Genomic DNA, 1,399 nt, shown 5'->3' with positions numbered 1-1,399 from the left:
GATGAGGTGGAGCGCACGGCCGCCGCACTGAGCGGGCAGGGCCTGGTGGCCGGTCACCGCGTCGTCATGCAGATGCCCAACGTGGTCGATACGCTTTCCATCTATCTGGCGTGTGCCAAGCTCGGCATTATCCTGAGCCCGGTTCCTGTCCAGTATGCCGGTCATGAATTGCGCCATGCCCTCGACAGCGTGCGGCCGCGCGCCTTCATCGCCGCCAAGCGCTTCAAGGATCGCGAACTGGCTCGCGGCTGCAAGGCGGTAGCCGGCGACCGGGCCAAGGTCCTGTCTATGGATGGTGGCGGCGAAGGTCTGGTTGATTTTTCCGCCCTCATCGAGCGCGCCAACACCCGCAAGGGGCCGTTCGGTCTTGGCGGGTCCGCCACGAAAAAGAAGGGCGGCGCAGACGATTGCTTCACCATCTGCTGGACCTCCGGCACGACGGGCGTGCCCAAGGGCGTCCCACGTTCACACAATCACTGGCTGTCGATTGGCCCGGCCACCTATCACGGCATGGGCATCCAGCAGCATGACGTGCTGCTCAATCCCTTCCCCATGACCAACATGGCCGCGATTGGCGGCATGTTCGTCTCCTGGCTCCTGAGCGAGGGCACGCTGGTCCTGCACCACCCGTTCGACCTGCCCGTCTTCCTCAAGCAGCTCGTGACCGAGAAGGTGACGGCGACGATTGCGCCTCCTGCCGTCCTCACCATGCTTCTCAAGCAGGAAGGCATGCTCGACCAGTTCGATCTCTCCAACCTGCGCGTGATCGGGTCCGGTTCGGCGCCTCTGTCGGAATTCATGGTCAAGGGCTGGCAGGAGCGCGGTGTCGAGATCGTCAACCTGTTCGGTTCCAATGAGGGCATCTCCCTGTGTTCCGGGCCGGAAGATGTGCCCGATCCGGCGCTTCGCGCGACGGCCTTTCCTCGCTTCGGCCATGAAGGTGCGAACTTCGCCAACCCCATGCACGAGCGGGTGCAGACCCGGCTCGTCTCCATCGAGACCGGCAAGGAAGTCACGGCGCCAGGCGAGGATGGCGAACTTCTGGTGCGCGGCCCGTCCGTGTTTGAAGGCTATTGGGGCTCTACGGCTGCCGATCTGAAGGAAGTCTTCGATGCCGACGGCTATTTCCGCACCGGCGATCTTTTCCAGATATCGCCCGATGATGCGTCTTTCCTGCTCTTCAGGGGGCGGGCCAAGGACATCATCATCCGGGGCGGGGTGAATATCTCTGCGGCCGAACTCGACACGCTGCTGGAAGGCCATCCCAAGCTCGCGGAAGCCGCCGTTTTCGGCATGCCGGACGAGGTGATGGGAGAGCGCATCTGGGTGGCCGCCGTGCCGAAGGAAGGCGAGACGATCACGCTGGAAGAGATTGTCGACTTCCTGAAAACCAAGGAAA

Annotated in this window: 1 protein-coding gene; it reads left to right on the top strand. The window is 63.2% G+C overall.

Going from position 1 to position 1,399, the window contains the following annotated elements; all coding sequences use genetic code 11:
* A partial coding sequence (locus ACTS2Z_RS09335; protein ID WP_442572942.1) for a class I adenylate-forming enzyme family protein occupies positions 1 to 1,399 on the top strand: 1,399 nt, incomplete at both ends.

Origin of the sequence: Glycocaulis sp. (genome assembly GCF_052168375.1) — a bacterium.
Taxonomy (GTDB): domain Bacteria; phylum Pseudomonadota; class Alphaproteobacteria; order Caulobacterales; family Maricaulaceae; genus Glycocaulis.
The sequence above is the reverse complement of the archived record's forward strand: the minus strand, read 5'-3'. Positions and strand labels throughout refer to the sequence as shown.